Origin of the sequence: Streptomyces longwoodensis (genome assembly GCF_001514125.1) — a bacterium.
Taxonomy (GTDB): Bacteria; Actinomycetota; Actinomycetes; order Streptomycetales; family Streptomycetaceae; genus Streptomyces; species Streptomyces longwoodensis.
Map to the genome: position 1 here is coordinate 642394 of NZ_KQ948549.1, position 24946 is coordinate 667339.

The window sequence follows — 24946 nt, forward strand, 5'->3', positions numbered from 1 at the left end:
CGGCGGCCCCTCGGGAGGGTCACGGCGAGCGCGGCGCTCGGTGACGGCGGATCACATGTGGACGACCGGTGCCGCGTCCGCGTTCTGCCGGGGCACCCCGCGCCGGTAGAGCAGGAAGGTGATGACCGTGCCCGCGCCGAAGAGGACCGCGGACCACCAGAAGGCGGTCGTGTAGCTCTCGATCGTGGCCTGGGCCTGCACCTGCCTGCTCGGCGGGCGGTGGCCCGCCAGGTAGTCGGTGGCGGCGCTCGCGGCGAGCGTGTTCAGCAGGGCCGTGCCGATCGAGCCGCCCACCTGCTGCATGGCGTTGACGGTGGCCGAGGCGACGCCCGCGTCCTCGGCCGCGACCCCGCCGGTGGCCAGCTGCATGGCGGGCGGCATGACCAGGCCGAGGCCCACACCGATCACGATCACCTGGAGCAGCACCGCGCTCGGGTAGGAGGAGCCGAGATCGATGCCGGTCAGCCAGGCCATGCCCGCCGTGGCGATCGCGAAGCCCAGCGGGATGACCGCCTTCGGGCCGATCCGGGGCATCAGGACGGTGGTGCCGACCTGCGCGGCCACCATCAGCGCGCCGACCATGGGCAGGAAGGCGACGCCGGTCCTCGTCGGGCTGAAGCCGAGGTTGAGCTGGAGGTAGTAGGTCAGGAAGAGGAACACGCCGAACATGCCGGCGCCGGTCAGGAGCACCGCGATGAAGGAGGCGCCGCGGTCGCGGTCCAGCAGGATGCGCAGCGGCAGCAGCGGGTGCGCGGCCCGGGTCTGCCACCAGGCGAAGGCCGCCAGCAGCAGACCGCCCGCGACCAGGAAGCCCCAGGTCAGCGGCGAACCCCAGTCGTGGGTCTCGGCGTTGGAGAAGCCGTACACCACGGAGAACAGGCCCGCGGCGACCAGGACCGTGCCGGGCACGTCCAGCTTGGCGTCCGCCGCGTCCCGGTGGCTGCCCAGCAGCACCCAGCCGCCGACGAAGGCGACCACGGCGATGACGACGTTCACGTACAGGGTCCAGCGCCAGTCGAACGCGTCGGTCAGCACGCCGCCGAGCAGCAGGCCGATCGCGCCGCCGGCGCCGGCGATGGCGCCGTACACGCTGAACGCGCGGGCCCGCTCACGGGCGTCGGTGAAGGTGGTGTTGAGCAGCGACAGTGCGGCCGGCGCGAGCAGCGCGCCGAAGGCGCCCTGCAGCGCGCGGGCGACGACCAGCATGGTGAAGCCGTTCGCGGCGCCGCCGAGCGCGGAGGCCGCGGCGAAGCCGACGATGCCGACGAGGAAGGCGGGCTTGCGGCCGAACAGGTCGGCGATGCGTCCGCCGAGGAGCAGCAGCGAGGCGAACGCCAGCGCGTAGGCGGTCACGATCCACTGCCGGTTGCCGTCGGAGAAGCCGAGGTCGGCCTGGGCGGACGGCAGGGCGATGTTCACGATGGTGGCGTCGAGGACCACCATCAGCTGGGCGACGGCGATGACCGCGAGGATCCACCAGCGGTGGGCCGGGGCCTCGGCGGGGGCGTTCGCGAGGGCCCCCGTGGGGGTGCCGTCGCCGACAGTCTTCTGGGGCATGGGAGACCACTCCGGGAAGCTCGCGTGGACGCGTAAACGAAACCGTTTCGTACAGATCGAGGCTAGAGCAGTTTCAGCGAAACGGCAACGTTTCGTTTCGTCCGGGGCCCGCCGCACAAGGGTGCGCGTCTGCTCCTCGGCGGAGCGGGCATACGGCGGTGTGCCGGGGGAGGAGGACAGCCACCGGCGAAGGTGTCGCCAAGCGCTGAGCCGAGAGAGGTACTTGATGTCGACTGCCGTGCCGGAGAGACCCGTCGGGCCCAAGAGACCGGTCGAGCTCACCGCCGAACCGCCGGGCGCCGGACGGGGCGCAGGACGCGGAGCCGTCTCCCCGAGCCGTCCGGCGATGCCGCGCGGCATCGGCTGGTCCGTGCGGTGGATCGCGGCGCTGACCGTCTGTCAGGCCACCCTCATGGTCGGCCTCGGGCTGCTGATCACCGGCCCGGCCCGCCACCTGTGGCCGCTCACGGCCGAGGACGGCGTGAACGAGGCCTTCGTGCGCCTGCGCACCGGCACGCTCACCACCCTGTCCTCGGTCGCCTCGCAGGGAGGCAACACCGGGACGGTCATCGGCGTCACCCTGGCGAGCTGCCTGGCGCTGGTGCTGCTACCGCGGCTGCCGATGTGGCGGCAGGCCGTCTTCCTCGCCGTCGCCGTCAGCCTGCAGTCGCTGGTCTTCCTGGTCATCACCGTCGCGGTCGAGCGGCACCGCCCCGAGGTGCACCGCCTCGACGGCTCCCTGCCCACCTCCAGCTACACGTCCGGGCACACCGGGGCGGCCACCGCCCTCTACGGCGGCCTGGCGCTGCTGGCGCTGTCGCGGCTGCGCGGCCCCTGGCGGACCGTGGTGGCCTGCCTGCTCTGCGTCCTGCCCCTCCTCGTGGGCCTCGCCCGCCTCTACCGGGGCATGCACCACCCCACCGACGTCATGGGAGGCCTCGTCAACGGAACCCTGTCGCTGCTGATCGCACGGCGCGCACTGCTCGCGGACGGCGCGGTCGCCGCTCCCCCCGCGCCCGCGTCCACGCCCACGGCCGGCCCGGCCCGGCCCGTGGCCCCCGGCCGCACCGCCGTGGTCTTCAACCCCACGGTCACCGACGAGGCCGGCCGCGACGCCCTGCGCCGCGTCCTGGAACACCACGGCCACACCGCACCGGTCTTCGTCGAGACGACCGCCGAGGACCCCGGAGGTGGCCAGACGGCCCGCGCGGTCCGCGACGGGGCGGCCCTGGTCGTGGTCTGCGGCGGCGACGGCACCCTCCGCGCGGCCGCCGCATCCCTCGCGGGCACCGACGTACCGCTCGCCCTGGTGCCCTGCGGGACCGGCAACCTCCTGGCGCGCAACCTCGGCCTGCCGCTCGCACCGGCCGACGCCCTCGACGCCGCACTGCGCGGCACCCCCCACCGCATCGACCTCGGCCGCATCGAGGGCGACGGCCTGCCCTCCACGTACTTCGCCGCCATGGCCGGCGCCGGCCTCGACGCCGCGACGATGCGGCGGGCCAACGCCAACGACCGCGCCAAGGCCGTCTTCGGCTGGCCCACCTACGTGCTCGCCGTCCTGCGCGAACTGCGCACCCCGCGCACGGGATTGAGCGTCCGCCTCGACGGCGCGCCCGCCCTGCGCCGCACGGCCCGCATGGTGCTGGTCGGCAACATCGGCACCGTCCAGGGCGGAGTGACCCTGCTGCCCGAAGCCCGGGCCGACGACGGACGCCTGGACCTGCTGGTCCTGGACCCCCGCGGCATCGGCGGCTGGCTGTCCGCGCTGTGGACGCTGCTGCGCGGCGGCACGACCGCGGCACGGGAGGGGAGTGAGGGCGGCGCACCGGTGGAGTTCTTCACCTTCCGCCGCGCGGACATCACCTTCGACACCGAGCTGCCCCGCGAGCTGGACGGCGACCCGGTGACCGCCGGCCGGCACCTGACCGCCGAGGTCGCGCCGGGCGCCCTGACCGTGCTGCTGCCGACACGGGAGCAGTGAGATGGGCACCGCGACGAAAGTCCCCGAGACGCGGGACATGGACGGCGAGGAACTGTCCGGCGACGAGGCGTGGGCGTCCTTGCGCCGCTACGGCGGCTGGTCCCTGCTGCGGGACGCCTTCCTCCGCTTCCGCTACGCCGACGGCTTCACGCATTCGCGCGCGCTCGCCCTGCAGACGGTGCTGTCCGTCATCCCGCTGGCCATCGCCTTCGTCGGCCTGTCGACGACCCTGCACACCGAGAACATCGGCAGACTGGCCGAACTGACCATCCACCGCCTCGCCCAGGGCCCGAGCGCCCAGGTGGTCGACGACGCCCTCGACCGCAGCCAGCGCACGGCGGGCGACGGCGCCGCCCTCGCCCTCTGGTTCGGCGCCGCCTTCTCCCTCGTCAACGTCACCACCGCCATGTGCCAGATCGAGCGGGGCGCCAACCGCCTCTACGGCAACGAACGCGACCGCCCCTTCCACCTCAAGTACCTGCGCGGCCTGCTGATGTCCGTCGGCGCCGGGTTCCCGCTCGGCCTCGGCTTCATCGCGATGATCGCCGGCGACGACCTCGCCTCGGCGGCGGTGGACGTCTACCACCTGCACGACAGCACCCGGGCCGCCTGGGACCTGCTGCGCTGGCCCTTCGGGCTGCTGCTCGCGCTCCTGTCCGCCAGCGTCATCTTCCGCCGCGCTCCGCGCCGCAAGCAGCCCGGCTACACCTGGCTCGCCTTCGGCGCGGCCGTCTACCTGGTGCTGTGGATGACTCTGACCTGGCTGCTCAGCCTCTACCTCGACCTCAGCGGCTCGTTCGACACCGTCTACGGCCCCCTGAGCGCCTTCATGTCCCTGCTGCTGTGGGCCTACCTGACATCCGTCGCCCTGTTCCTCGGGCTGGCCTTCGCCGCGCAGCTGGAGGCGGCGAGCGGCCGCCGTCCCGGCCCGATCCAAGCCGATCCCGGAGTCTGACATGCACGACCTGACCGCCCTGCGGCTCCTCCGCGACCGCCGAGCACGCCGTGAACGCCGCCGGCAGGCCGACCGCAGGTTCAGCGCGCGGCTGCTGGCCGCCGCCGGCGTCGCCGCCGCGGCCGCGGTCGCCTTCGGACTGCTCCTGACCCTGATCGAGGGCCAGTGGCGGCCCCTGTCGCACCTCGACGCCTCCGCTGCGCAGGACCTGCACCGGTACGCCATGCGCCACGGGGAGTGGACGGCCGTGCTGCGCCTGCTCTCCGACCGGATCTGGGACCCCGTGACGCTGCGCGCGGCCGTCGCGCTGCTGACCGCGTGGCTGCTCTACCGCCGCGCCTGGCGCCTGGCGGCCTGGGCGGCGGTCACCGCCGTGGCCGGCGGGCTGGTCGGACTGCTCGTCAAGTCCGTGGTGGGCCGGGCCAGGCCTGTGCTCCAGGACCCGGTGGCGCACGCCCCGGGCTACTCCTTCCCGTCCGGCCACGCGATGACGGCGACCACCTCCTTCGCCGTCTTCATGCTGGTCCTGGCACCCCTGCTGCCGCGGGCCTGGCGCACCGCGGGCTGGTGCGTCGCCGTGCTCTGCGTCCTCGGTACCGGCTTCACCCGGGTCGCGCTCGGCGTGCACTGGTTCAGCGACGTCCTGGGCGGCTGGCTGCTGGGCCTGACCGTCACCGCCCTGACCGCATGGGCCTTCGAGGCCTGGCGCGTCGACGTAGGACGGGGCCGTACCCCGGTGAGCGACGGCTTGGAGCCGGAACTCACCGGAGCCACGCCGGAACCCCGTCCCCGGACCCGCTGAGAGTGTGGTTGACGGCGGCCTCGGCTCAGGCGCGGGTGTACCCGCCGTCGGCGAAGAGCTCGGCGCCGGTGACGAACGACGAGGCGTCCGAGGCCAGGAAGAGGGCGGCCTCGGCGATCTCTCCGGCGTCGGCCAGCCGCCCCAGGGGCACCACGGCCTCGGCGAACCGGTCGGCGTCCGGCCCCGCGGCGCGCAGCAAGGCGGGGGTCCGCGTGGGTCCCGGGCTGAGGACGTTGACCCGGAAGCGGCGCTCCCGTGACTGCCGGGCCCAGTTGTGCACGAGGTTGCTCAGCGCCGCCTTCGAGGCGCTGTAGACCTCGAGCTGTTCGTTGGGCCGCACGCTGTTGCTGGAGCCGATGACGAGGACGGAGGCGTTCTCGGCGAGCAGCGGGAGCGCCTTCTGCACGGTGAACAGGGGGCCCTTGACGTTCACGGCGAGTGTCAGGTCGACGTTCTCCTCCGTGTGGGCGCCGAGGGTGGCGTCCGCGACGATCCCCGCGTTGGCCACCAGCACGTCGATCCGTCCGGCCTCCTCCCGGACGCGTGCGTACAGCGCGTCCAGGTCGGCCAGGACCGAGACGTCGGAGCGTACGCCGGTGGCCGCGGGTCCCAGCTCCCCGACCGCCGCGTCCAGGCGGCCGGCGTCCCGGCCGGTCACGAAGACCCGGGCGCCCTCCCGGACGAAGCGGTGGGCGATGGCCAGCCCGATGCCGCTGGTCCCTCCCGTGATCACGGCCACCTTCTCCTGCAGCACGCCTGCCATGGGAACCCCTTCAGTTGTGGAATGGATCGTCCATAACGTAGGCAGTAATGGACGATCGAGTCAAGAATGGCTAGGCTGAACCCATGGCGAGACCACGCGCGTTCGACGAACACCACGTCCTGGAGCGGGCCAGGGAGCAGTTCTGGGCGACCGGCTACGCGGGGACCCGGATGGACGACATCTCCCGGGCGACCGGCCTGGGCAAGGGCAGCCTGTACGGCGCGTTCGGCGACAAGGCCGGGCTCTTCCACCGGGTGTTCGACGACTGGTGCACCGCGGTCGTCGAGGTGGCCCGGGAGCACCTGACGGGTGGTCCGGACGCGGAGGCCCTGGACCGGCTGTCGGGATACGTGCACCTCATGGCGGAGAACTCCGCATCCGACACCGAACGCCGCGGGTGCCTGCTGGCCAAGGGCGCGGCGGAATTGGCCCACCAGGACCCGGCGGTCGCCGGACGGTCGGCCGAGGCCATGCGGGCGCTGCTGGCCCTGCTCCGCACGGAGATCAGCGCCGCCCAGCGCCACGGCGACATCGACCGCGACGCGGATCCGGAGGCGCTGGCGGCACTGCTGCTGACGGTGGTCCGCGGCGCCGAGGCGGTGGGCAAGGCCGGCCTGGCCCCGGAGGCGCTGCGGACCGTCGCGAACACCGCGCTGGGGCTCCTGCCCTTGACCGGGGGGCGGCGACGCCGCGTGACCGAGCGCGGTCCGAGCGGCGAGGACCAGGGAGACACCCCCTAGGTCGTGTCCGCGAAGTCCCGTCGTCCGCCCGGAGGGCGGGCCCTGCGGCGTCCGGTGCGTGCTCTCGGCGTGCCGGGCGGACGCCCGCGTACTGGCCGTACTCGGGTGTTCGCGCGGTGCGGCGAGAGTGCGTGCCGGGCGTCGCAGGGCAGGCAGGACTTTGCGGACACGGCCTAGGGGACCTGCGCGGCCCCGGTCCGGCCCCGGGTGGCGCTGGTGAAGAGGTCGAGGCTGACGAGTGCGCGGGGCCTCCGGAGCGCCACGTCAAGTCCCGGGCGGGTCATCGGTGATGGTCTGTGGGCCCACGACGTGCATGGGCAGCATGACCAGCGCGGTCGTGCCGGCGGAGTCGGACGGGCGCAGCTGGATGCGGATGCCGTGCCGCTGGGACAGTCGGCCGACCACGAAGAGGCCCATGCGGCTGGAGACGGAGACGTCCACGGTGGGTGGCGAGGCAAGCCGTTCGTTGATCTCGAGAAGGCCCTCGGGGGACAGGCCGATGCCGGTGTCGTGGATCTCGATCAAGGCGCGGCCGTCGGGCAGCGAGACACCCTTGACCTCGACCCTGGTCTGCGGCGGGGAGAACGACGTCGCGTTCTCCAACAGTTCCGCGAGCAGGTGGACGAGGTCGTTGACGGCGCGGCCGGTGATCTCGACGGCCGGCACGGCGACCAGCTCGATGCGCTCGTACTGCTCCACCTCGGACGCGGCGGCGCGGAACACGTCGACCAGCGGGACCGGGCGCCTCCACCGGCGGCCGGGCTCCTCACCCGCGAGGACGAGGAGGTTCTCACCGTTACGGCGCATGCGGGTCGCGAGGTGGTCGAGCTTGAACAGCGAGATCAGCTGGTCCGGGTCGGCCTCGCGCGACTCCAGCTCGGAGATGAGCGAGAGCTGGCGCTGGATGAGGCCCTGGGAGCGGCGCGAGAGGTTGCTGAACATCGCGTTGACGTTGCCCCGCAGCAGGGCCTGCTCACCGGCCAACCGGACGGACTCACGCAGCAAGGAGTCGATCACGGAGGCCAACTGCGCGGTCTCCGGACTGGAGTAGCTGCCCACCGAGGGGATGGACAGATCGACGGGATCCTGCACGTCCCATCCGCCCAGTCGTTTCACGAGCTCAGGGATGTGCACCTGGGCTGCCAGCGCTGTCTGCTCGCGGAGCCTGGCGAGATCGGCGGACGGCGTCCGCTTCCACCACCGCGTCTTCGCCCGACCGGACTCGGTCTCCGCGGACGACTGTTGCCCGACCGCTTCGTCCTCCTCCGCGAGCACGTCTTCGAGAGCCTGCTCGGCCACGGTCAGGGCCCGGGTCACCTCCTTCTCCAGCTGCAGGCTGATGACGCGGTCTCGGCTGGCCAGCCTCAGTTCCATCAAGTGTTCCTGCAGGAGTTCGTCCAGCAGGTTGCGCTCGACCAGAGCCGTGTCCCGTTCGCGTCGAAGCACCTCCGCATCGCGAAGGCCGCTGGCCGCCACCACTTCCAACTCGCGCAGACCGGACGTCAGTTCCTGACGGCGACGTTGCTCTCCCGCGATCTGCTCCTGCAGTTCGACGACGGTCTGCTCGGCAGCCACCAGCCGGGACCGGGCCTCATCCAGTTCGTCACGCAGCACGTACACCTCGTGGCGCTGCGGCTCGTGCACCAGGCAAGCGGCGAGGTACTCGGCGCGCACGGCCGCCATCACCTCAGGCTTGAGGCGCGCTCCCGTCCGCTTGCCGATCGCCTCGTCGAGAGCTTTCAGGAAGGTGATCTCGGGCAGCCGCTGCCCGTTGAGGTAGCGGGAGAGGGTGGTGGCGTCGATGCCGAGCAGCTTCTCCAGGGCCAGCAGGGTCAGCCCCAGACTCTTGTAGAACTCGCGCAGCCGTTCAGCCCAGACCGTCATCTCCGGACTCAGTTTCGGGTCAAGGGCGCTCAACGGGCGCCCGCGCCGTGGTTCTTGCATCCCCCGCAACAGCTCCTCTCCGGTCGGTATGGTGCCGCCTTTGTTGCCGGGAGGCGGCAAGAACCGACAAGTGGATCTTGTCTCTGGCGCATCAATGTTCTGGTGGTGACGCTTCTCCTGCACGCCGTGGACGCGTGCGCCGATCCGGAGGAGCGAGATGTACAGCGTGGGACAGATCATTGGTCTGGGAACGGCGGTTCTGCAGCTGGCCGCTGCAGCGTTCGGGGCTCGTGCGGCATGGAGGGCACACCGTCGTCGCCGGGAAACCGACGATCCCGATCGCAGCAGCTGACCCTGCTGGGTGCGGCAGTGCCGTCACCACGTCCCTCGGCACGATCGAGGCGCCTGCACCTCCCCGCGTTCCGCTCCGTGAAGCGCCGGTGAGGGTAGCGCGGACCTGGTAGAACGACTGTCGTATGGTTTGCGCGGCATATTCAATCAAGTGTTTGCGGGGACCACGTGGCCGCTGAGAGCAGCACGCACCTCCTTGTCGAGACCCTGGCCGCGAACCGGGACACGTTCCTGGACCAGTGGATCAGGGTCGTCGGCGGCGACCTGCAGGGCAGGCTGAGCACCGCCGAACTCGGACGCGAACTGGGCGAGCTGTACGACAGCATCCTCGCGGCGGTCACCGAGGGGGGCCTCGACGGGCGTGCCGAGCAGTTCGACGAGGCGCGCAGCCTGCTGATCGAGCTCTCGCGCAGCCGCGCCCGGCAGGGCTTCACGCCCACCGAGACCGCCCGCAGCGTCTTCGCCCTCAAGGAGGTGCTGGAGCCCGCCCTCGCCACCGACGAGCAGGGCGCACGCACCTACCTCCAGTTCGCCCGGCTGCTGGACGACCTCGCCCTGCTCACCACCGAGGCCTACATCCGCACCCGCGAGGAGATCATCTCCTCGCAGGCCGAGCAGCTCCTCGAGCTGTCCACCCCGGTCGTCAAGCTGTGGGACGGCGTGGTCGGGGTCCCCCTGGTGGGCACCCTCGACTCGGCGCGCACCCAGGTCGTCATGGAGAAGCTGCTGCAGACGCTGGTCGACAGCGACTCCACGCACGCCATCATCGACATCACCGGCGTGCCGACCGTGGACACCCAGGTCGCGCAGCACCTGCTGAAGACCGTCGTCGCCGCCCGCATGATGGGCGCCCAGTGCATCATCTCGGGCATCCGGCCGCAGATCGCCCAGACCATCGTGGCGCTGGGCATCGAGTTCGGTGACATACCGACGAACTCGTCGCTGGCCGACGCGCTGCGCCAGGCGCTGACGGAGATCGCCCGCGATGCCGAGGACGACGTGAAGGGCCTGCTGTGACCGACCGCGTCCCCGTCCTGAAGATCGGCGAGATCCTCCTGGTCTCCATCCAGTTCGACCTGGAGGACCAGACGGTGCTGGACCTCCAGGAGGACCTGTCCAACCGCATCGTCGCCACCGGCGCGAAGGGCGTCGTCATCGACATCTCGGCGCTGGAGATCGTCGACTCGTTCGTCGGGCGGATGCTGGCGACCAACGCGTCGATATCCCGCATCCTCGGCGCCGAGACGATCGTCGTCGGCATGCGGCCCGCGGTGGCCATGACCCTCGTCGAGCTGGGCCTGTCCCTGAACGGTGTGCGCACCGCCATGAACCTGGAGCGCGGGCTGAAGCTGCTGCGGCGTCTCGCCGCAGGACGCGCATGAAGGACTACGGCACAGCCGTCGCGACCGCCGAAACCGTCGAGGTCACCACCAGCAGCGACGTCGTCAACGCCCGCCAGGTGGTGCGCACCCTGGCCCAGCGCGGCGGGCTGCCGCTGGTCCACCAGACCAAGCTGGTCACGGCGGCCAGCGAACTCGGCCGCAACATGCTGATCTACGGCGGGGGAGGCGTGGTGCGCGCGGCCCTGGTCGCCGACAGCGGCCGCTCCGGCGTCTACGTCGAGTTCCGCGACCAGGGGCCCGGCATCCCCGACATAGAGACGGCCATGCAGGACGGCTGGACGTCCGGCAGCGGCCTGGGGCTCGGACTCAGCGGCGCCAAGCGGCTCGTCGACGAGTTCGACATCGCGACCGGCGAAGGGGGCACCACCGTGCGCATTGTGAAGTGGGGTCGGTGACCACAGGCATCGTCGCCGAGGCCGGCGACGTCCACTGGCTGCGGGCGGACATCGCCCTGGCGGCCGCGGCCCGTCGGCAGGCCGGCCACCTGGCCCGCGCCGTCGGACTGTCCGAGGAGCGCGCCGCGCAGGTCGAGCTGTGCGTGACCGAGATGGCCACCAACCTCCTCAAGCACGCGAACGACGGCTCCCTCGCCCTGCGCGTGGTGCGCTCCCGCGGGCGCGCCGGCGTCGAGTGCCTGTCCCTGGACAACGGCCCGGGCATCGACGACGTGGGACGGGCGCTGCGCGACGGCACCTCCGGCTACGGCAGCCTCGGCATCGGCATGGGCGCCATCGGGAGGCTCGCCGACGCCTCCGGCATCCACTCCCTGCCCGGCCGCGGCACCGTGGTCTGCGCCCGCTTCTGGTCGGACGGCCGGACGGCGGAGCCGGAGACCGTCGCGACGGGCGGTCTCACCCGCCCGATCACGGGCGAGCAACTGTGCGGCGACACCTGGGCCGTCCGCTCCCTGGACGGGCCCTCCGCGGGGGCGCTGCTGCTGATGATGTGCGACGGCCTCGGACACGGGCCCCTGGCGGCCCGGGTCGGCGACCAGGCCAGGGCCGCCTTCCGTGAGAGCCGGCACATCGGCCCCGATGCCGTGCTGCGCGACGTGCACCAGGGACTGAAGGGCAGCCGCGGGGCAGCGGTCGCGATCGCGCTGGTCGACATGACCGACCAGCGCGTGCACTTCACCGGCGTCGGCAACATCACCGCGCTGCTCGTCCACGACGACCGCCGCAACGGACTGCTGTCGATGCCCGGGATCGTCGGCGCGCAGCTGCCCCGTCCCCGCACCCAGGCGACGGCGTTCCCGCCGGGTACCGCACTCGTCATGCACTCCGACGGACTCAGCGACCGGTGGAAGCCGCTCGACTTCCCCGGGCTCTTCGCACGGGACCCCTCGCTGGTCGCCGGGCAGCTGTTGAACCAGAACGCGGTGCGCAGGGACGACGCCGGGATCCTCGTGGCCCTGCACCGGCCGTCATGACACCGGGTCCTCCCGGCCACGACCTGCTCACGATCGCGCTGCGCGAGGGCGGCGACGTGATCAGGCTGCGCCGGTGCACACAGGTGGCGTGCCGCGCCGCGGGGCTGACCGGCAGCCCCCTGGTGCGGCTGACCACCGTCGTCAGCGAGGCCGGCGAGCACCTGCTGGGCACGCCCGGGCTCAGCGCGCACCTGCGCCTGGAGGAGACCGACGCGGTCATGATGACGGTCCGTCTGCGCTGGCCCGGTGACCGCCGGCCCCCCGCGACCCTGCTGGCCGCCGCCGGCCGCCTCCTCGACGGCTCCGGACTGGGATCGTCGTCGCAGGACGGCGCCCAGGAACTGCTGCTCGCGCAGCGCACGCCCGTCCCGCCGGAGTCCCTGGGCGGCCTGGCCGCCGACGTGCGCGCCAGGCTCGCGGACGGTGACACGGCGGCCGACCTGATCGAGGCGCTGCGCACCCAGAACGGCCAGTTGCTGGCCGCCCTGGAGGAGTCGCAGCACCAGCAGGACGAACTCCAGCGGCTGAACGCGGAACTGGAGGAGACCAACGCCGGTGTGATGGCGCTCTACGCGGAGCTGGCGGGCGAACTGGAGGAGACCAACACCGGAGTGGTCGCGCTCTACGCCGAGCTGGAGGACAAGTCCCGCCAGCTCGAACTCGCCAATGAGTACAAGACCCGCTTCTGGGCGAACGTCAGCCACGAGCTGCGCTCGCCGGTCAACTCCATCATCGCTCTGGCCCGGCTCCTGCTGGACCCGTCGGCGGAGCCCCTGAGCGACGAGCAGCAACAGCAGGTGGCGCTCGTCCAGGCCTCGGGCAGCACCCTGCTGGCCCTCGTCGACGAACTGCTCGACGTCGCCAAGGCGGAATCCGGCCGCCTGGAGCCACACCCCGTGGACGTCGACCTCCGCCCGCTGCTGCACCAGCTGCGCGGCACACTGCGGGGCACCGCCCGGCCCGGGGTGGCGCTCTCCATCCCGGACCACGTCCAGCAGGGGCCGCTCGTCACCGACGAGGTCATGCTGACCAGGATCCTGCGCAACGTCCTGTCCAACGCGCTGAAGTTCACCCCCGCCGGCTCGGTCGCCCTGGACGTCTCCGAGGAGGGCAGCGGCGACGGCGCACGGTTCGTCTTCCGCGTCCGCGACACCGGCGTCGGTATCCCGGCGGCGGAACTGGAGCGCGTCTTCGAGGAGTTCTACCAGGTGCAGGGCCCGCACCAGCGCGGCCGGGCGGGAACCGGACTGGGGTTGCCCTACGCCCGCCGGCTCGCCGAACTGCTGGGCGGCACCCTGACGCTCGACAGCGAGGCCGGGCACGGCACGACCGTGACCTTCCGCCTCCCCGCCCGCCTGCCCTGGCCGGTACCGCAGGACGCCACGACCGCCCCGGACGACCCGGCACACCGCCCCGCCCCGCCCAGCGCACCGGGCGGGCCGACCGGGCCGAGCGAGGCGAACCCGCCCGGCCCGCAGAGCCCCCTGCCGGGACCGAACCTGGCCGGCCCGCCTAGCCCGTCGCCCGTACCGGACCCGGTCGGCCCGCAGAGCCCGTCGCCCGTACCGGACCCGGCCGGCCCGCAGAGCCCGTCGCCGGCACCGGACCCGCCCGTCGCGGCCGGCTCACCCGCCCCGTCTCGCCGCACCGACGGAGCCGACAGCCCCGCGGCCGGGAAACCGCCGGTCGTCGCGCACGTCGTCGTCGTGGACGACGACGAGGCCTTCCTCGCCGTCGTCGCGCCGCTGCTCCGTGGTCTCGCCGCCTCCGTCACCGTCCTGTCGGACAGCTCCCGGGCCGTCGCCACCGTCGAGAGCCAGCAGCCCGACCTCGTCCTGCTCGACCTCACCATGCCCGTCGCCGACGGCTACCGGGTGCACCGGTCCCTGGCCGCGAACCCGCGCACCCGGCACATTCCCGTCGCCGTGCTGACGGCGCTGGAGGCGGACCAGGTGGACGGCTCCCGTCTGCCGGGGGTGCGGGCCGTGCTGAACAAGTCCCGCCTCACACCGGAGGACGTCACCGCCGTCCTCGCCGGCCTCCCGACGCCACCGGGCGCCGCGCGCCCGCACGCGCCCCACCCCGACGACACCTAGGGCCGAGGAACCCCGATGAACCGACCGACCGACACGGACCGCAGTCCGGCGCACATCCTGGTGGTGGACGACACCCCCACCAACCGCTACGTCCTCGCCACGATCCTGCGGCGCGCCGGGCACCAGGTCACCGAGGCCGAGGACGGCACCCGTGCGCTCGAACTCCTCGCCGGCCCGGGACCGCTGCCCGAGCTCGCCATCATCGACGTACGCCTGCCCGACATGAGCGGGGTCGAGGTGTGCGAGCACATCAAGAACACGCCGGCCACCGCCGCCGTCCCCGTCATCAACATCTCCGCCTCCGCCATCACCGTGGACGACCGCGCCCACGGGCTCCACCGCGGGGCGGACGTCTACCTCGTCGAGCCCGTCGCCCCCGCGGAACTCCTCGCCACCGTCACCGCGACCCTGCGCTACGCCCGGGCCCGCCGCCGCGCCGAACTGCTCGCCGACCGCCTGCACCTGCTGCACCGCTTCACCCTCGCCCTGTACAGCGCCCCGGACGCGCAGACACTCGTCAAGGTGGCCGCGGAGGCGGCCGGCGCGATCTTCCGCAGCGACGTCGCCGTCTTCCTCACCACGCCGCAGGGCGGTCAGCTCGTCGCCCACAGCTGGCGGGACGGGACCGGCCCGGCGCCCTCCGGCGGACCGCAGGTCCACCCGGTCCACGGCCGCGCGGCCACCAGCGGACCCGACGACGCCCGCGACGGCCGGCCGGCAGCGGGACCCGACCTGCGCTGCGCACCGCCCGGACTCAGGGACCCGGCACGACGGCGCGTCGTCATCGGCCGCGCCAAGGCGGACCGGCAGCCGGTCGTCGTCGTCACTCCCGGGGACGCGATCACCACCCCCGAGGACGAGCAGTTGCTGACCCAGCTCACCCAGGCGGGCACCCTGGCCCTGGAGGCGCTGCGCAGCTACAGCGAGGAACACGCCCTGGCCCTCACGCTCCAGCGCAGCTTCCTGCCCGAGAGGTTGCCGCGGACGGCGCGCGCCGACCTGGCGGTGCGCTACCTGCCCGCCAGCGAACGCACCGAGATCGGGGGCGACTTCTACGAGGCCCTCATGACGCCCGCCGGGCTCGTCGTGGCCGTCGGTGACGTCGCCGGACACTCCCTCGACGCGGCCATGGTCATGGGCCAGGTGCGGCACGCCCTGCGCGCCTACGCCGCCGAGGGGCATCCGCCGCAGACCATCCTGGCCCAGCTCGACCACCTGCTGATGTCGGTGGAGCCGGGCGCCACCGTCACCCTCTGCGTCATCCTGGTCGAGGCCGACTCGTCCACCCTGCACATCGCCAACGCAGGGCACCTGCCGCCCCTGATCCGCACTCCCGACGGCGCCGCCCGCTACAGCCGTGAGCACGGCCCCCTGCTCGGGCTCGGCCTGTCCCACCCGCCCGCCCACCGGATCACCGTCGAGCCGGGATCACTCCTCATCCTCGTCACGGACGGACTCGTCGAACGCCGCCACGAGGACCTGGAACACTCCCTGCGGACCCTCGCGGCCCTGGTGGAGGAGACGGGCGCCGACCCGGAGGAGGTGTGCGGCGCGCTCCTCGACCGGCTGCTCCCGGACGGCAGCGACGACGTGGCGCTGATGGCGGTCCGCGTCAACGCGCCCCAGCAGGGGTGACGCGGCCCGGCCACATCACCACCAGCCCGCACCGTCCCCCCGCTGACCGCCGCGTGGTCAGTTCCAGAGCTGGTACGTCACCACCGGCCGGTACCCGGCGGGCCGCCCGTCGGGATAGACGAGGGTGAGCCGCGTGTAGTGCGGCACCCCGGGGTGCTTCGTCCAGGAGGCGGGGCGGTCCAGGCGTACCCTCACCGGGTACGAGCGGAAGGTGCCGGCCGCGCAGTACGGCTTGCAGTCGTTGACGACGTTCACGCCCCGGCCCACGGCCTTGCGCGCGTTCCACTGCGACCAGTGGAGGGAGACCAGGCGGCTGTTGCCGTCGCCGCAGGCCAGGACGAAGTCCGCCGGACGCACCCGGGCCTTGTCGAAGCAGTCGACGAGGACGGGCAGCGGCGCCTTGCGCGCCACGGCCACCGTCCGCTCGCCGGCCGCGGCGTTGCCCGGAGGGGCGGTGGCGGCGCCCGCGAGAGCCGCCAGTGACAGTGCGGCGCAGGCCGCCAGGGTCGTCCTCGTCCTGTGTCCAGCCATGTCGACTCCCGGTTCCGCGATCCGCCCCCGCGTGGCTCCCCTCTCGACGCTACGACCGCCACCGGGCGCGCACCACTCGCACGGACCAACGCCGGGCCGCCGGTCAGCCCCCCAGCGGCACCAGCTGGTCCGCCAGGCGGCGTGCCTGGGCCAGCAGGGAGCCGTAGGACGCGACGTCCTCGGGGTCGTCGGTCAGCACCCCGGGCAGCCGCACCCGCAGTTCCTCCAGCATCCGGCGCAGCTCCTCCACGACCTGTTCCAGCCGCTCGCGGTCGCCCTGCCCGAAGCGGGTGGCGCTGTACAGCCGCAGCGCTTCGGCGGTGCGGCGCAGGAACGCGGCGTAGTATCCGGCGACCGCACGCCGGGGCCACTCCTCGCGGTGGTCGCGCTCGGTCGCCTCCAGGACGGTCCGGGTGACCCCGGCGGTGTGCACGGCGGCGTAGTCCAGCACCACCAGCGCGTCGTCGTGGCCGCTGCCCTGCGCGGCGACCGTGCGGCGCCGCGGATTGACCCGGGCGCTCTCCCGGCCGTGGCCGATCGCGGCGCGCGCCTGCTCGACCAGGGATCCGAGCCGCAGCGCCCGGTCGTGCCACTCGTGGGCGTCGTCGGCGCTCCACCCGCCGCGCTCCATGCCGTCGGCGACCGCGGCCAGGATGTCGTGCGCCTCCTGGGTCGCGTCCCGCAGCGAGGCGCGCGCGTCGCGCAGGTACAGCGGGGGCCGCACCAGCGCGTTCACCGCGATCCCCACCAGCGCCCCGAAGGCCGCCTCCCCGATCCGGGCCGCCGAGGTGGTCAGCCCGACCGGGCCGCCGGTCAGCACGAACAGCGCGCCGGTCGCCGCGTAGATGCCCTGGCTGCCGAGGCGCCGCCAGCTGCCCAGCAGCACGGCGACGGGCAGGACGAGCGCCAGTGCGACCGTCGCCGGCAGCACCAGGCCGACCAGGGTGGCCATGACCGTGCCCACGGCGATCGCGCCGAGCTGCTGGAGCCCGTGCGCGATCGAGCGGTACACCGTCGACTCGACCAGGACGACCGCCACCCACGGCGCGACGAACGCCACCGGCGCCTGGAGCCACCATCCCGCGACCGCCCACGCCACCCACGCGGCCAGCGCCGCCTTGAGGGACTGCACCACCAGGTCCCGCTCGCGCCCGGGCCCGGCCCAGGCCCGCCGCAGGGGCCCGAGGCCCGCCTCCACCCGCCGTGCCGTCCCGTGCGCCGCCTTCCGCGCTTCGTTCATCCAACCCATCCCGACCAAGTGCCACGGGACGGCCGACGGATGCCTGTGGGTTCGGTCCCGACTGGTGCGTCCTGCCGCGCCGCTCGACACTGGTGGCCGAGCCCCACCGGCCCCGGGGACCCGGTCCCCGGGGGTCCAGAAGAGCCGGAGATGACGTCGTGACCTCCTTCTCGCCCGGTTTCCAGGGCCGCGGCCGCCGCCCGGCGGACCGGCTGCCGCCCGGCCAGTACCCGACCGAACAGTTCCCCGTGCTGTCGGCGGGCCCGACGCCGAAGGTGCCGACCGCGACGTGGGAGTTCACGGTCACCACCGAGCGCGGCGCCACCCACCGCTGGTCGTGGGAGCAGATGATGGCGCTGCCGCAGGAGGACACCGTCCACGACATCCACTGCGTGACCCGCTGGACGAAGTTCGACACCCACTGGCGGGGCGTCCCGCTCGACGTGTTCCTGGCGGAGGTCGACACGAGCGCCGACTTCGCCGTGGTCGCCGGCCACGGCGGCTACACCACCAACCTGCCGTTGCAGGACCTCCGCGACGGCCGCGCCTGGCTCGTCCACAGCTACGACGGTTACCCGCTGTCGCCGGAGCACGGCGGCCCCGCCCGGCTGCTCGTGCCGCACCTGTACTTCTGGAAGTCCGCCAAGTGGGTGCGCGGGCTGCGGCTCACGCACGAGGACGAGCCCGGCTTCTGGGAGGGCGCCGGCTACCACGACTACGGCGACCCCTGGCGCGAGCAGCGCACCTGGGGGGACTGATGCGCCCGGTACCGTGGCGCCCGGCCCGGCTGCTGGCGCGCAGCCCGCAGACCCCCACCGCCCGCACCCTGGTGTTCTCCGTGCCCGGCTGGCCCGGCCACCTGCCCGGCCAGCACGTCGACGTCCGGCTCACCGCCGCCGACGGGTACCGGGCCGTGCGCAGCTACTCGCTGGCCGCGCCGGCCGACGGCGAGCGCGTCGAGCTCGGCGTGCAGTCGGTGCCCGGCGGGGAGGTCTCGCCGTACCTCGCGGACGTCCTGCCGGTGGACGCCCTCGTCGAGGTGCGCGGACCGCTCGGCAACTGGTTCGTGCTCCGGCCGGGCACGCTCGCCCCGGTGCTGCTGGTCGCCGGGGGAGCGGGCGTCGTCCCGCTGGTGTCGATGGTCCGCGCCCACCGGGCGGCGGCGCTGCGCGGCCCGCTCCGGCTGCTCTACTCGGTCCGGGGCCCCGACGACCTCTGGTACCGGGAGCAGTGGGCGGACCGGCACGCGGACTTCGACCTCGCCCTGCTGTACACGCGCGTGGCGCCGCCCGGCGACCGCCGCGGACCCGAGCGGATCACCGCGCGGGACCTCGCGGCCGCGGCCGCCGCCCTCGGGCCGGACGGCACCGCCTACGTCTGCGGCCCCACCGGGTTCGTCGAGTCGGCCGCCGACCTGCTGACCGGCCTCGGCGTGGACCCGGCCACCGTCCGCACCGAACGCTTCGGCTGACCCCGCCCGCCCGCGACCCGTCGCCGACCGACCCGCCCGCCCACGACCGACCCGCCCGCCCACGACCGACCCGCCCGCCCACGACCGACTGGCCCGCCCACGACCGAGACGCCCGCCCCTCGCGACCGCCCCGTCCACGACCGACCCCGGGAGGACCCATGGCCGACACCGCCGCCCACCTCGACGGCAACAGCCTCGCCGGGCCGCTGTCGGAGATCCTCGCCGTCGAGCCCACCGCGGCCTGGTGGCGCTGCCCGGAGTGCGCCCGCTCCGGACCGCTCGCCGAACTGCACGTCTACGGTCCCGAACCGGGTCTGACCGCCCGCTGCCCGGGGTGCGCGTACATCGCCCTGCGGCTGGTCCGCGAGGACGGCTACGCCTGGCTGACGATGGGCTCGGCCGCCGGGGCCTTCCGCTTCCCGACGGCGTGATCACCGCCACGCGCGCACCCTCGCACGCCGGGGCCCCGCCGGGGAAGATGAGGGGCAGAGCAGGCTCACCACGGCACCACCGAAGCGGAGGACGCACCCATGCAGCACGAGCGAGCGGGCAGCCCGGCCGGCCCCGGGGACCTCGTCGACGTCTCCCGGCTGGTCACCGCGTACTACGCGCTGCACCCCGACCCCGCCGACCCCGGCCAGCGGGTCGCCTTCGGCACGTCGGGACACCGGGGCTCGTCCCTGGCGGGCGCGTTCAACGAGGACCACATCGCCGCCACCAGCCAGGCCATCTGCGAGTACCGGGCGCAGCAGGGCACCGACGGCCCCCTCTTCCTCGGCGCGGACACCCACGCCCTGTCGGAGCCGGCCCGGGTCACCGCGCTGGAGGTGTTCGCCGCCAACGGCGTGACCGTCCTCATCGACGACGCCGACGGCTACACCCCCACCCCGGCCGTCTCGCACGCCATCCTGACCCACAACCGCGGGCGCACCTCGGGCCTCGCCGACGGCGTCGTCGTCACGCCGTCGCACAACCCGCCCGCCGACGGCGGCTTCAAGTACAACCCGCCCAGCGGCGGCCCCGCCGCTTCGGACGCCACCTCCTGGATCCAGGACCGCGCCAACCAGATCATCGAGGGCGGCCTGAAGGACGTCCGACGCCTGCCCTACGCGCGGGCCCTCGCCGCCCCCACCACCGCGCGCTACGACTTCCTCGGCACCTACGTCGCCGACCTGCCCGCCGTGCTCGACCTGGACGCGGTGCGCGCCGCGGGCGTGCGCATCGGCGCCGACCCGCTGGGCGGGGCGTCGGTCGCCTACTGGGGCCGCATCGCCGAGCAGCATGGCCTGGACCTCACCGTGGTGAACCCGTACACCGACCCCACCTGGCGGTTCATGACGCTGGACTGGGACGGCAAGATCCGCATGGACTGCTCGTCGCCGTACGCGATGGCCTCGCTGATCGAGCAGCGCGACCGCTTCCAGATCTCCACCGGCAACGACGCCGACGCCGACCGGCACGGCATCGTCACCCCGGACGCGGGGCTGATGAACCCCAACCACTACCTCGCCGTCGCCATCCGGTACCTGTACCACCACCGCGACCAGTGGCCGGCCGGCACCGGCGTCGGCAAGACGCTCGTCTCCTCCGCGATGATCGACCGGGTGGCCGCCGACCTGGGCCGGCCCCTCGTCGAGGTGCCCGTCGGGTTCAAGTGGTTCGTGGACGGGCTCGTCTCCGGCACGATCGGCTTCGGCGGCGAGGAGTCCGCCGGCGCCTCCTTCCTGCGCCGCGACGGCTCGGTGTGGACCACCGACAAGGACGGCATCCTGCTCGCCCTGCTCGCCTCGGAGATCACCGCGGTCACCGGGCGTACCCCCTCCGAGCACTACGCCGAGCTCACCTCCCGCTTCGGGGAGCCGGCCTACGCCCGCATCGACGCCCCGGCCACCCGCGAGGAGAAGGCCCTGCTCGCCAAGCTCTCGCCGGCGCAGGTCACGGCCACCTCACTGGCCGGCGACGAGGTCACCGCGGTGCTCACGGAGGCCCCGGGCAACGGCGCCTCCATCGGCGGCATCAAGGTCACGACCGCCAACGCCTGGTTCGCGGCCCGCCCCTCCGGCACCGAGGACGTGTACAAGGTCTACGCCGAGTCCTTCCTCGGCCCCGACCACCTGGCCCGGGTGCAGGAGGAGGCCAAGGGCGTGGTCCTGGCGGCGCTCAGCGGCTGACCGGCGCTCCCGTCCGCCCCCTCCGCGCGGTGTCACGGCCCGGCCGCCGGGTACCCGGACCGGTGTCCAGGCCGGTGCGACTGCCCGGCCGCAACCGGCAGAATGCGGAGGGGTCATGGCGCAGCGCGCTGAGGGGGCGGAACTGCCCCGGGGGTCGACGGCACCGGGACTGCGTCTGGCCACGGACGATCCGGAGCCGGTGCCGCCCACCGGGCCCGGCCCCACGCCGCAGGAGCTGCCGCCCGACCGCACCCAGGCCATCCTCGAGGCGGCCAAGCAGATCGGCAGCCTCCTGAAGCGGGGCGGACACCGCTTCGCCCTGGCCGGCAGCGTCGCCGTGCACGCCCTGGGCGGCCAGCGCCGGCTCCAGCACGACGCCGACTTCTGCGTCCTGCGCGAGGACGCCGACGCGGTCGCCCAGACGCTGCGCGAGGCGGGCCTGGTGGTGCGTGAACCCCCGGAGGACTGGCTGGTGAAGACCACCTGCTTCGGGCAGGACGTCGACATCATCTTCGAGCTGGCCCACCGCCCGGTGACCCCGGACCTGCTCGCCCGGGCGCAGGAACTGTCCGTGGACTCGGTGCGGATGCCGGTGCTGGCGCCGACCGACCTGATGTGGAGCCTGCTCGCCGCGTTCGGCGAACACCACTGCGACTTCGGCGCGGTGCTCCCGGTCGCCCGGGTGCTGCGCGAGAAGGTCGACTGGGACGACGTACGGGAGCGGTGCGGGCAGGAGCCGATGGCGGACGCCTTCCTGTTCCTGCTCGAACGGCTCGACATCATCGACGCGCGGAGGGAGTCCCGATGAGCACCCATGACGCGGCGGCCGAGCCGCTCGACTACCGGGTCGCGCGGCTCGGCGAGGCCCTCGCCGCGGGCCCGCTCGGCGAGCTGGGCGTGCGGCTCGACGTCCGCGGCGGCACCGTCCTGGTGGAGGGCACGGTGCCGTCCGCCCGCTGCCGCGACGACGTGTGCGGCCTGGTCCGCGGCGAACTCGCGGACGTCCCGGTGCACTGCGACATCCTCGTCGCGGACGCCTCCGCCCCCGACCACGCCGAGGAGGTCTCGTGATCCGCGTCGCTGCCGTCGGTGACATCCACCTGGGCCCCGACAGCAGGGGCACGCTGCGGCCGTCGTTCGAGACGCTGCCGGAGTGCGCCGACCTGCTGCTGCTGGCCGGTGACCTGACCCGGCACGGTACGCCGGAGGAGGCCGAGGTGGTCGCCGCGGAGATCAAGGACCTGGGCGTCCCGGTCGTCGCCGTGCTCGGCAACCACGACCACCACGACGACCACCCCGACGAGGTCACCGCGATCCTGCGGGAGGCGGGCGCCCACGTCCTGGAGGGCGAGAGCGCGGTGCTGACCTGCGGGGACACCAAGGTCGGGGTGGCGGGCACCAAGGGCTTCGGCGGGGGCTTCGTGGGCCGCTGCGCCGGTGAGTTCGGCGAGCCGGTCATGAAGGAGTTCGTCGCCTACTCCCGGCGCTGCGCCGACGGCCTGCGCGGGGCGTTGCGGGAGCTGGCGGAGCAGGACTGCGACGTCCGCGTGGCGCTCACCCACTTCTCGCCCGTGCCGGACACCCTCGCCGGTGAACCGCTGGAGATCTACCCCTTCCTCGGCAGCTACCTGCTCGCGGAGGCGATCGACACGGCCGGCGCCGACCTCGCCGTGCACGGCCACGCCCACGCGGGCACCGAGCACGGCATGACCACCGGCGGGGTCAAGGTGCGCAACGTGGCCCAGCCGGTGATCGGACGGGCCTTCCACGTCTACCACCTGCGCCCGCAGGAGCGGGCGGGCTCGGCGGCCGGGGCGGCCTCCTCGACGGCGGGCTGAACCGGCCGGCAGCGGGTCGCGGACCACGGGTGTGACCAGCGGACCACGCGGTACTCGCGGGGCGCACGAGACACCACGTCACACCTCCCGTCCCGAAGGAGTGCCGAGATGACCGTCCCCGAGGAGAACCGGCCCAAGACCGAGTCGACCGACGAGGTGCTGACGTCGGCCGAGGAGACCGAGGAGCAGGGCTCGCCGGCCGGGGGTGCCTCGGGCCGCACGATGCGCGAGGCGCTCGAGGAGGCGGGGGTCGAGCCCGACGACTTCGAGGAGCGCTGACCCCGCGCCCCCGCAGGCCGGCCACGGCCCGGCGGACGGCTGACCCCCCGGTCAGCCTCCGGCCGGGCCGTCGTCGTCGGCGGGGACGACGCGGAAGGCGGCCCCGCCCACCGTGAGGATGCCGTCCGACAGTGGGGTGCAGCGCACGCCGCCCCCGCCGCGCAGGGCGCGCTGCGCGCCCGGTCCCAGGGTGGCGTCCATCCAGGCGCAGGGGCGGGCCGGGCGGTTCACCGCGAACCGCACCGGGCCGCTGCCGCAGTCCAGTTCCACGGTGGCGCCGACCAGCGCATCCACGTCCACGCCCCGCAGCAGGACGTTGCGGCGGGTGTGCCGCAGGTCCGCCCAGGGGGCGATGGCGCGCGGCAGGTTCTCCTCGGCCATGAGGGTCACCGACGCGTCGCGGTGCGCGGGCCGCGCGTAGTAGCGGTCGCCGACCAGTCCGAGGTGGCGCCGTACCTCCACCGACTCCACGCGCTCGTCGTCCGGCCCGGGCGAGGGCCCGTCGGCCGGACGCCCGGCGTACCGGTGCGCCGGCGAGACCAGCAGCTGCACCACCTCGACCCGGATCATGGGCCCACCCTAGGGGGTCTCCTCGCCCGCGGGGGTGCGCTCCGGCCCGGCCACCTGCGTCAGCGGCGTCCCGGCCGCCCACAGGCGTAATCGGGCGCCGTCGACGAGGTAGGTGCGACCCTGCCGGGAGGCCCACACGACGTCCCGGTGGGAGAACGTGCCGCGGTGCACGACCAGCCGCAGCCACGGCCCTGACCTCCGCCGCGCCGGGAGCCGCGTGCGGCAGGCGCAGGACGTCTCCTCGTCGGGCAGGGGCTCGGCGACCGGGCGGAACACCACGTCGAGCAGCCGGCCGTGCCGGTCGCGCGCGGCGAGGTGCGGCACGGTGTGCTCCGACGGCGGCAGCACCCGCCAGCCGTCCCGGCGCAGCATCCGGGCCACCGCCACGGCCAGCGCCGGGACGTCCAGTTCGGCCAGCTCGGGCGCGGTGTAGTAGCCCGCGCTGCGTCGTACACGCGTCCGGAAGCGGCGGCCCGCCACGACGGCCGTCACCGTGACCGCCGCCAGGACGGAGACCACCGCCGCGGGCCCGACGGTGCGCCAGGCCAGCGCGAGGCCCGCCGTCGCGGCGCACACGACGGCCACCAGGCCGGTGAGCGCGGGCAGCACCTGCCGCAGCCGGGGGCCGTCCCGCCCCGTCGCGCGCGTCGAGCGGCCGCTCCCGGCACGCGCCCGTGCGCCCTCCGGTCCCCGTCCGTCGCCGCCCGTCATCGGCGTCGCCCCCCGCCCCCGGACACGCCCTCGTGTGAGGAGGGGATACCCATCGGCACGACGCGGTGCCCCGGTGCGGCGCAATCAGGCCAAGGGTTGGCCGAAGTGAGCCGGGCCTCGCCGGGGCCGCCGCCGGAAGTGCCGGCCGGGCCGTTGTCAGTGGCGCGTGCGAGGCTGCTGGCCATGGACGAGACGGAGTTCATGCGCGGCCGTGTGTACGGCGCCGACCACGACGACGCGAGCCCCCGCCCCGGCCGCGCCTACGCCGAACTCGTCGGCGGCCCGCTGGACGGCCTGCTGCTCGACGTCACCGGCCGCCCCGACGACGCGCCCCGCGAGGTCGCGCTGACCACGGAGATAGGCCGCTACGGGCCGGGCGGGCGCGCCGTGTACCGGTGCCGCCCGGCCGACGCCCGCCGCTTCGACTGGGTGGAGGACACGCCGGGCGCGCTCTGAGGGCCGCCGCACCGACCCGGCTTGTTCGATCCTACGAACCTGTGCGCGAAGGGGTGCCGCGTGTACACGTCAGCTGATAG

General features: G+C 73.9%; 26 protein-coding genes. 19 read left to right on the forward strand and 7 right to left on the reverse strand.

The window, feature by feature from the left end; all coding sequences use genetic code 11:
• Window positions 1–51: 51 nt before the first annotated feature.
• A complete protein-coding gene (locus AQJ30_RS02895) occupies window positions 52–1557 on the reverse strand; it encodes an MFS transporter (protein ID WP_067228216.1) in 1506 nt (501 codons plus the stop codon).
• A gap of 226 nt (window positions 1558–1783) precedes the next feature.
• On the opposite strand from AQJ30_RS02895, the gene AQJ30_RS02900 reads away from it, so the two are divergent.
• The 3 genes from AQJ30_RS02900 to AQJ30_RS02910 are packed head-to-tail and all read left to right on the forward strand — an operon-like array spanning window position 1784 to window position 5298.
• Complete coding sequence (locus AQJ30_RS02900; RefSeq protein ID WP_079083738.1) at window positions 1784–3541, forward strand: bifunctional phosphatase PAP2/diacylglycerol kinase family protein; 1758 nt, start codon at window positions 1784–1786, stop codon at window positions 3539–3541.
• 1 nt (window position 3542) lies between these two features.
• Complete coding sequence (locus AQJ30_RS02905; protein ID WP_067228219.1) at window positions 3543–4496, forward strand: YihY/virulence factor BrkB family protein; 954 nt, start codon at window positions 3543–3545, stop codon at window positions 4494–4496.
• A 1-nt stretch (window position 4497) separates the two neighbouring features.
• Window positions 4498–5298: a phosphatase PAP2 family protein gene (locus AQJ30_RS02910; protein WP_067228220.1), complete on the forward strand. Its 801-nt coding sequence runs from the start codon at window positions 4498–4500 to the stop codon at window positions 5296–5298.
• A 25-nt stretch (window positions 5299–5323) separates the two neighbouring features.
• On the opposite strand, the gene AQJ30_RS02915 is transcribed toward AQJ30_RS02910, so the two are convergent.
• Window positions 5324–6061 carry an SDR family NAD(P)-dependent oxidoreductase gene (locus AQJ30_RS02915; protein WP_067228222.1) on the reverse strand — a complete coding sequence of 246 codons (738 nt, stop codon included), beginning with the start codon at window positions 6059–6061 and terminating at the stop codon, window positions 5324–5326.
• A gap of 83 nt (window positions 6062–6144) precedes the next feature.
• Here AQJ30_RS02915 and AQJ30_RS02920 point away from each other — a divergent pair, with 83 nt between their 5' ends.
• Window positions 6145–6801, forward strand: a complete 657-nt coding sequence (locus tag AQJ30_RS02920) for a TetR/AcrR family transcriptional regulator (protein WP_067228224.1) — start codon at window positions 6145–6147, stop codon at window positions 6799–6801.
• Between the two features lie 264 nt (window positions 6802–7065).
• On the opposite strand, the gene AQJ30_RS40015 is transcribed toward AQJ30_RS02920, so the two are convergent.
• The gene (locus AQJ30_RS40015) at window positions 7066–8868 is read right to left on the reverse strand and encodes a sensor histidine kinase (protein WP_159052287.1); all 1803 of its coding nucleotides are present in this window, start codon (window positions 8866–8868) and stop codon (window positions 7066–7068) included.
• 336 nt (window positions 8869–9204) lie between these two features.
• On the opposite strand from AQJ30_RS40015, the gene AQJ30_RS02930 reads away from it, so the two are divergent.
• Genes AQJ30_RS02930 through AQJ30_RS02955 form a run of 6 tightly spaced genes read left to right on the forward strand, consistent with a single transcriptional unit; the run spans window position 9205 to window position 15599 of the window.
• On the forward strand, window positions 9205–10053 hold the full coding sequence (locus AQJ30_RS02930) for an STAS domain-containing protein (protein WP_067228227.1): 849 nt from the start codon (window positions 9205–9207) through the stop codon (window positions 10051–10053).
• Window positions 10050–10418 (forward strand): STAS domain-containing protein, encoded by a 369-nt coding sequence (locus tag AQJ30_RS02935; protein ID WP_067228228.1) that lies wholly within the window; start codon window positions 10050–10052, stop codon window positions 10416–10418. Before AQJ30_RS02930 ends, AQJ30_RS02935 begins: the two co-directional genes overlap by 4 nt.
• Window positions 10415–10834, forward strand: coding sequence for an ATP-binding protein (locus AQJ30_RS02940; RefSeq protein WP_067228230.1), 420 nt, complete (start codon window positions 10415–10417; stop codon window positions 10832–10834). Before AQJ30_RS02935 ends, AQJ30_RS02940 begins: the two co-directional genes overlap by 4 nt.
• Window positions 10831–11868, forward strand: a complete 1038-nt coding sequence (locus AQJ30_RS02945; RefSeq protein WP_067228931.1) for an ATP-binding SpoIIE family protein phosphatase — start codon at window positions 10831–10833, stop codon at window positions 11866–11868. The genes AQJ30_RS02940 and AQJ30_RS02945 overlap by 4 nt, the downstream gene beginning before the upstream one ends.
• On the forward strand, window positions 11865–13964 hold the full coding sequence (locus AQJ30_RS36450) for a hybrid sensor histidine kinase/response regulator (protein ID WP_079083743.1): 2100 nt from the start codon (window positions 11865–11867) through the stop codon (window positions 13962–13964). Before AQJ30_RS02945 ends, AQJ30_RS36450 begins: the two co-directional genes overlap by 4 nt.
• A 15-nt stretch (window positions 13965–13979) precedes the next feature.
• Window positions 13980–15599 (forward strand): fused response regulator/phosphatase, encoded by a 1620-nt coding sequence (locus AQJ30_RS02955; RefSeq protein ID WP_067228231.1) that lies wholly within the window; start codon window positions 13980–13982, stop codon window positions 15597–15599.
• 57 nt (window positions 15600–15656) lie between these two features.
• Here AQJ30_RS02955 and AQJ30_RS02960 read toward each other — a convergent pair whose 3' ends face one another.
• Window positions 15657–16130, reverse strand: coding sequence for a hypothetical protein (locus AQJ30_RS02960; RefSeq protein WP_067228233.1), 474 nt, complete (start codon window positions 16128–16130; stop codon window positions 15657–15659).
• Between the two features lie 103 nt (window positions 16131–16233).
• The gene (locus AQJ30_RS02965) at window positions 16234–17370 is read right to left on the reverse strand and encodes an aromatic acid exporter family protein (RefSeq protein WP_107119464.1); all 1137 of its coding nucleotides are present in this window, start codon (window positions 17368–17370) and stop codon (window positions 16234–16236) included.
• 158 nt (window positions 17371–17528) lie between these two features.
• Here AQJ30_RS02965 and AQJ30_RS02970 point away from each other — a divergent pair, with 158 nt between their 5' ends.
• The 8 genes from AQJ30_RS02970 (at window position 17529) to AQJ30_RS38635 (ending at window position 23129) form a co-directional block, all read left to right on the forward strand.
• Window positions 17529–18128, forward strand: coding sequence for a molybdopterin-dependent oxidoreductase (locus AQJ30_RS02970; protein WP_067228235.1), 600 nt, complete (start codon window positions 17529–17531; stop codon window positions 18126–18128).
• The gene (locus tag AQJ30_RS02975; protein WP_067228236.1) at window positions 18128–18841 is read left to right on the forward strand and encodes a ferredoxin reductase; all 714 of its coding nucleotides are present in this window, start codon (window positions 18128–18130) and stop codon (window positions 18839–18841) included. Before AQJ30_RS02970 ends, AQJ30_RS02975 begins: the two co-directional genes overlap by 1 nt.
• 158 nt (window positions 18842–18999) lie before the next feature.
• On the forward strand, window positions 19000–19272 hold the full coding sequence (locus AQJ30_RS02980; protein WP_067228238.1) for a DUF6510 family protein: 273 nt from the start codon (window positions 19000–19002) through the stop codon (window positions 19270–19272).
• A 99-nt stretch (window positions 19273–19371) separates the two neighbouring features.
• A complete protein-coding gene (pgm, locus tag AQJ30_RS02985) occupies window positions 19372–21012 on the forward strand; it encodes a phosphoglucomutase (alpha-D-glucose-1,6-bisphosphate-dependent) (protein ID WP_067228240.1) in 1641 nt (546 codons plus the stop codon).
• Window positions 21013–21127: 115 nt separating this feature from the next.
• Window positions 21128–21820 carry a nucleotidyltransferase family protein gene (locus AQJ30_RS02990; RefSeq protein WP_067228241.1) on the forward strand — a complete coding sequence of 231 codons (693 nt, stop codon included), beginning with the start codon at window positions 21128–21130 and terminating at the stop codon, window positions 21818–21820.
• The gene (locus AQJ30_RS02995) at window positions 21817–22083 is read left to right on the forward strand and encodes a hypothetical protein (RefSeq protein ID WP_067228243.1); all 267 of its coding nucleotides are present in this window, start codon (window positions 21817–21819) and stop codon (window positions 22081–22083) included. The genes AQJ30_RS02990 and AQJ30_RS02995 overlap by 4 nt, the downstream gene beginning before the upstream one ends.
• Window positions 22080–22850 (forward strand): metallophosphoesterase family protein, encoded by a 771-nt coding sequence (locus AQJ30_RS03000; protein WP_067228245.1) that lies wholly within the window; start codon window positions 22080–22082, stop codon window positions 22848–22850. The genes AQJ30_RS02995 and AQJ30_RS03000 overlap by 4 nt, the downstream gene beginning before the upstream one ends.
• Window positions 22851–22958: 108 nt before the next feature.
• The gene (locus AQJ30_RS38635; protein ID WP_169808452.1) at window positions 22959–23129 is read left to right on the forward strand and encodes a hypothetical protein; all 171 of its coding nucleotides are present in this window, start codon (window positions 22959–22961) and stop codon (window positions 23127–23129) included.
• A gap of 51 nt (window positions 23130–23180) precedes the next feature.
• Here AQJ30_RS38635 and AQJ30_RS03005 read toward each other — a convergent pair whose 3' ends face one another.
• Window positions 23181–23699, reverse strand: coding sequence for a molybdenum cofactor biosysynthesis protein (locus tag AQJ30_RS03005; protein ID WP_067228246.1), 519 nt, complete (start codon window positions 23697–23699; stop codon window positions 23181–23183).
• A 9-nt stretch (window positions 23700–23708) separates the two neighbouring features.
• Complete coding sequence (locus tag AQJ30_RS03010; protein WP_245726780.1) at window positions 23709–24410, reverse strand: hypothetical protein; 702 nt, start codon at window positions 24408–24410, stop codon at window positions 23709–23711.
• Window positions 24411–24593: 183 nt separating this feature from the next.
• Between AQJ30_RS03010 and AQJ30_RS03015 the strand changes: the two genes are divergently transcribed.
• On the forward strand, window positions 24594–24866 hold the full coding sequence (locus AQJ30_RS03015) for a hypothetical protein (RefSeq protein WP_067228248.1): 273 nt from the start codon (window positions 24594–24596) through the stop codon (window positions 24864–24866).
• Window positions 24867–24946 lie beyond the last annotated feature (80 nt).